This window comes from Dietzia timorensis, from assembly GCF_020742175.1.
GTDB lineage: Bacteria > Actinomycetota > Actinomycetes > Mycobacteriales > Mycobacteriaceae > Dietzia > Dietzia timorensis_A.
The window spans coordinates 1-5267 of the sequence record NZ_DYXM01000095.1 but is presented as its reverse complement, the minus strand read 5'-3'; the positions used below and the strand labels follow the sequence as shown (position 1 = coordinate 5267).

General features: G+C 60.7%; 6 protein-coding genes. 2 read left to right on the top strand and 4 right to left on the bottom strand.

Annotation, left to right across the window (positions count from 1 at the left end):
* The 4 genes from K8V11_RS05045 to thpD all read right to left on the bottom strand — a co-directional run.
* The coding region (locus K8V11_RS05045) for an FAD/NAD(P)-binding protein (protein WP_303911347.1) at positions 1-567 on the bottom strand (567 nt) is incomplete at its 3' end.
* Positions 564-1646 (bottom strand): pyridoxal-phosphate dependent enzyme, encoded by a 1083-nt coding sequence (locus K8V11_RS05040; protein WP_303911346.1) that lies wholly within the window; start codon positions 1644-1646, stop codon positions 564-566. The genes K8V11_RS05045 and K8V11_RS05040, both read right to left, overlap by 4 nt.
* Positions 1627-2268, bottom strand: a complete 642-nt coding sequence (locus tag K8V11_RS05035) for a response regulator transcription factor (protein WP_303911345.1) — start codon at positions 2266-2268, stop codon at positions 1627-1629. Before K8V11_RS05035 ends, K8V11_RS05040 begins: the two co-directional genes overlap by 20 nt.
* A gap of 105 nt (positions 2269-2373) precedes the next feature.
* Positions 2374-3342, bottom strand: coding sequence for an ectoine hydroxylase (gene thpD / locus K8V11_RS05030; protein ID WP_303911344.1), 969 nt, complete (start codon positions 3340-3342; stop codon positions 2374-2376).
* Positions 3343-3614: 272 nt separating this feature from the next.
* On the opposite strand from thpD, the gene K8V11_RS05025 reads away from it, so the two are divergent.
* Positions 3615-4001 (top strand): hypothetical protein, encoded by a 387-nt coding sequence (locus tag K8V11_RS05025; RefSeq protein WP_303911343.1) that lies wholly within the window; start codon positions 3615-3617, stop codon positions 3999-4001.
* Positions 3998-5119 carry an aromatic acid exporter family protein gene (locus K8V11_RS05020; protein ID WP_303911342.1) on the top strand — a complete coding sequence of 374 codons (1122 nt, stop codon included), beginning with the start codon at positions 3998-4000 and terminating at the stop codon, positions 5117-5119. The genes K8V11_RS05025 and K8V11_RS05020 overlap by 4 nt, the downstream gene beginning before the upstream one ends.
* Positions 5120-5267: the final 148 nt, after the last annotated feature.

Below are 5267 nucleotides of genomic sequence, written 5' to 3'. Positions count from 1 at the left end.
CAGCGCGGCTCCGCGAATTGCTACCACCGAACCAGCGGGAATGGAATCGAGATGGTTGGGGGAGAGCGCGTTGAGGATCGGGATTCGAGGCGATGGATGCAAGAGGTGCAGCGATCCCGGCCAGGAGTGGGCGTGGCCGGTGGCGATAAGCACCTCGTCGTATGGACGGCCTTGGACCACCCACGCTCCGTCGTCATTCTTGCGTATATCTTCGACGACCGCGCGGCGGTGGGTCAGCCACATGTGCGGCGGAAGAGTGGCCAAAAGATGCGTCCAGGACGCCGATAGGAAGTCCCCGACCTCCCGGCGAGGCGGGAAGTGTTCAGTGGAGTAGCCTTGGTCCTCGCGCCATTCGGTGAAGGATCCGAGGCACGTACGTAGCAACGAGGCGTCGACGTTGAGACGCCAATAGTCCGGTTGATCGGAGCGATAGACAGACCCGGCACCTGGGCGACCAGGTTCGTAGAGATCGACCTCTACGTGTGCGCCGTACTCGCGGCACCGCTGCGTCAACGTTTCGCACGCCCACAATCCTCGTGGGCCCCCGCCCACAATGGCGATTTTCATGAGTATCTGCCGATCTGGCGGGATACCAGTTCCGCCAATTCTGCCGGGGTCACGCCGATCGTGTCCTGGACCCATTCGTCGTCGTACACAGTGTCGAGATAGGCATGGCCGAGATCGTGGAGGACCACTGCAACCGTGGAGCCAGGAGGAATTGTGGGGAGAAACTGATCGAGCGCGGAGATGACTGCGCCTCCCGAGGCACCCGGGAGAATCCCCTCACTTCGCGCGAGCTTCCTCGCTCCTACGATCGAGTCGATCTCGGAAATCCGTACGACCTCATGCGGTTGTGCGTGCGAGGCAAGTTCCGGTTCGGTCCCGGCGCCGAAGCCGGGGAGTGTTCGGGGTCCCCGCTTTCCCCCAAACAGTACTGAACCCTCGGCGTCAACACCGATAACGCGTGTCGGGGCGTCGATGCGCCGTAAGTATTGGCGGCAACCGCCGATCGTCCCCGTCGTACTCATCGCTACGAGCAGAAAGTCCGGAGGCACCCCGAGAGCGTCCACGATTTCGCGCATGGTCCCGTCCGAATGTGCGGAGAACGCCGCGCGGTTCGCATATTGATCGAATGTGGCCGACCTCGGGATTTCCTTCAGCAGTCTGTCGACCATAGCTTTCCTCGCCGTCAGCCAGTCGCCGGTCGTCGGGTCCGGCTCATTGACGACATGGATCGTGGCCCCGAGCGCTTGCATCGTCTTCTTGGTGGGCTGATTGATGTTGGGGTCTGCGACACAATGGAACTTCAATCCCGCGAGCAGGGCTTGGCGCGCAAGCGCGATACCGAGATTGCCCGAGGTCGATTCGATTATTGAGTCGACGTCGATCAAACGTCCGTTTTCCGTCGCATCGGCGAATAAGGCGGCAGCCGTGCGATCTTTGGCGCTGCCTCCCGGATTAACACCTTCGAGTTTGGCCCAGACGTCCGTTTCGGGCCGGTCATAAATACGGTCTAACCGAATCAGGGGCGTAGCGCCGATCGTGTCGAGTACTCCGTGGAATGTGGGATAGTCGGGCAAAGCGGCAGAGTCCTTTCTTGAACTGTGGCAACAACAGCCCCTTGCATTAGGACGGCTGTTGCTCATCGGCGTGATCAGGGAGAAACCCGTGCTGTACTCCCCAAAGGACGGCCTGGGCGCGCCGGGACACCCCAATCCGTCGGTAGCAGCTGCGAATGTACGTTTTGACCGAGTTGATGGTGATATTTGCGTGCCGGGCGATTTCCTCGTTGCTGAACCCCTGGGTGATCAACGCGAGGATCTCAGCTTCACGTTGGGTGAGACCCTCTTCCCGGCCCGGCCAATCGCCGTAGTTCGCCTGCAGCCTGCCAGGGGTATTGTGGACGGGCTCGTCGCCGCGGTGGATAGCCTCGATCGCCTCGACCATCTGGTGTGCCGGCGTGGTCTTGGAAATGTATCCGGCGACGCCTCTCGCTAGAGCTTCAGCGATCTCCGACTGACCGATTTCCCACGAGTAGAGCACCGCCTTCCCGACACGAGAATTGTCCGCTATTGCCGCCGAACGTTGGGGGGACGACCGTGGGCTCGCGAACGAATCGTAGAGAGCGATGTCGGCGTACGAGTCGACGTGATTATCAACGCTCAGTTCCACGAACTCGATTCGACCCTCGTAGCGTCGCAACATTGCTCTGAGGCCTTGCACGACGATGTCGTAATCATTGACGAGGGCTACTCTGATCGCACTCATACAGAAATCCTACGTGTGGGAAGCCGGAAAAACGGTTCGACGTGCGCTCCGCCCGGGGCTCGCTATGCAACCGTCCCCATGCGGAGACCGTCGCGATCGGGGCGGCTATCGACGGAGCGGTTCGACCGCGGTTGCCGCGATATGTTCGGGTCGACGCCAGGAGCTTTCGAATGGTTCGTGCGGCGCATTGGCAACGCTATTGAACACCAAGAATATGTTCGAGCGAGGGTACGGAGTGATGTTATTGCCCGAACCGTGCATGATGTTCGAATCGAACCATAAGCCAGCTCCTGCGGCTCCGGTGAACTGGTCGATACCGAACTCTGCGGTCAATTCGGTGACGTCATCTTGAGCCGGGGTGCCAACTTCTTGGCGAACGAGAGAGGTTTCCACGTTGTTGTTGGGTGTGTTCCCTTGGCCTGGAATGAAGTATCGGTGCGACCCGGGGATAACCATCAGGCCACCGTTGAACGCGTAGTTATCGGTGAGCGCTACCGAGAGGCTGACAGCGCGTGGGGACGGTAGGCCGTCTTCGGCATGCCAGGTTTCGAAATCCGAGTGCCAATAAAAGCCGCTACCTGCGAACCCAGGCATGAAATTGATGCGGCTCTGGTGGAGGTATACCTCGGAACCGAGGAGGAATCGTGCCGTGTCGAGCACTCGCGGGTCCACTGCGAGGGCGGCGATTTCCGCGGAGGTCTTGTGAACGTCGAAGATCGAGCGGACGTCCCCGTAGTCGGGTTCTCGGATTACCCGTGGATCGTCGGTATCGGACGACCGGGCGATGAGACGATTGAGCTCCGACCAATACTTCTGTACTTCCGCCGGGGCCAGTAGTCCGGGTTGAATGGTGTACCCGCGTTTACTATGCCCCGAAACGTCGAAGCCCGTTGGCGGCGAGAACCGGGAGTCTTCGTCGGACCACACCGTCGGCACCGAACGCTCTTTCCACGCCATGCGACCGAGGTGGTCCCGCTTCGCAGACGAGCGCGTCGGGTAGAAGTCGATCCGAGACTCGTTGACCTGCAGGTGCGAGTTGTCGCTGCTGTCTTCTGGCGAATCGTGTGTATGCATTGATCCTTTCCGCATACGCTGTGGTCATAGCTCTTCTTGGTTGCGCATGCTCATCGTGCGCGCAGAAGCGCCTACACCGACTGGCTGGACGTTCCTCGCGCCTTTTGTCTCAGCTCCGGAAGGGGCTGACTACGCCTCACGGTAGGGCAGCGTCGGCGTCAAAACTTCACCCATAAGGGTGAAGAACTACATCCGTTCTCGGTCTACGGTGTTGACGTATCGATCGCGCCGTGTTCGACGCGGTGAGGTAGAAAGATGTCTCAGTGGGGTGGATGATGAACTCAGAAATCGGTCTCGACGCAGAATCGGATCCCGACATGCCGAGGGAATCGGAACTCTTTGTGGCACAAGACATCGGGTCGAGAACTTCTCGTAAAGTTGCAGGTGAGCTCGCCTCCCAGGCCGAGAGCGCTCATACGCGACAGAAAAGGAAAGTCACCGACGTGACGGCGGAGCCTAATCTTCGCAGCTTCCTCGACCGTGCTTCGGCACTGTACGGGGCGGCGCATGGCGAAGAGATGGAGCGACTCGTACGTGCCACTCTCGAGCTCCTTGCCGAATCTGCCTTGACTGGACAGCACGCCGCGCTCAAAGCGGAGTTCCCCGATGGGTTTTTCCCCGACCTCACAGCCGGATCGGATACATCGGGCAACGCATGAGATCCTCGAACGGCGGGCGCATACACGAACGCGAACCGCTCTGGCGCAGGCCGGAGTTCACGACCGACGTCATCCAGATTCTCAAGACCGTTGTGGCTGCCGCCGCCGCGTGGTGGATCGCTGTAACCCTGCTCGAGTCATCGTTGCCGTTCCTGGCGCCCTGGACGGCGCTGCTCACGGTTCATGCGACAGTGCACCGTTCACTCGTTCGCGGCGTGCAGACCATGGTGGCTTCTGTGCTCGGCGTCGCACTGTCGTTCCTCATCGGTCACTTCCTCGGCGTCAGCTTGTGGAGTTTCGCCCTGGCGATCTTGATTGGTGTCGCTGCCGCGAGACTGTCGTGGCTTCGCGAAGAGGGGATAGCGATTGCCACGACGGCCATCTTCGTTCTCGGAAGCGGCTTCGGTGAGCAAGCTCCACTGCTGATCGACCGCATATTCGAAGTGGCTGTTGGCGTGGGAGCCGGCGTTCTGGTCAACCTGGTGATCATCCCGCCGCTGCGAGAAAGACAAGCAGCAAGGTATGTCGACAATGTCAACGAACGCATGGGCAAGGTGCTCGTGAGCGTGGCCGAGGAGTTCTCCAGATCGTGGGAAACGGACAAGGCGGATACGTGGTTCGAGGAATGCGAATCCATCGCCTCCGAGCTGGACTCGGCGTGGGAGGTGGTCTATTTTGCGCGGGAATCGCGGAGGGGGAATCCCCGCATGCGCTCCGGCGCGTTCGGGCCGGCCACGCGCGCCGGCACCCCCAAGGATTCGCAATCGATCGCGGGATACGAAGACATCCTTTCGCGCGCCAACGAGGGCGTTTCCCACCTTCTCCACCTGGCACGAACTCTCCGCGAGGCAACGCAGGGACACAAAAACTGGGACGAGCGATTCCGTTCGCAATGGGCACATATCGTCGGCGACACGGGACGGGCAATCTCTGATCCGGATGCGGATGTCAGCCCGCTTTACGATCGTCTCACCGATCTGTCGGTGACTATGGCAAAGAACGAGGAAATCGATCCGATGTCCTGGACGCTGTACGGTTCCCTGATCACCAGCGTGCGACACATCGTCGTCGTTGTCGACGACGTGGCGTCGTCGCGCAACGCGCGCGAGCGTACATAGAAAAACGGCGCCGCCCGTGCCCAGCTGAAGCGCGGGGCACGGGCGGCGCCGTGTAGAAAACCGAAGTGGACTAGCTCAGGCGCTCGAGCACCATGGCCATGCCCTGGCCGCCACCGACACACATGGTCTCGACGCCGAACTGGGCGTC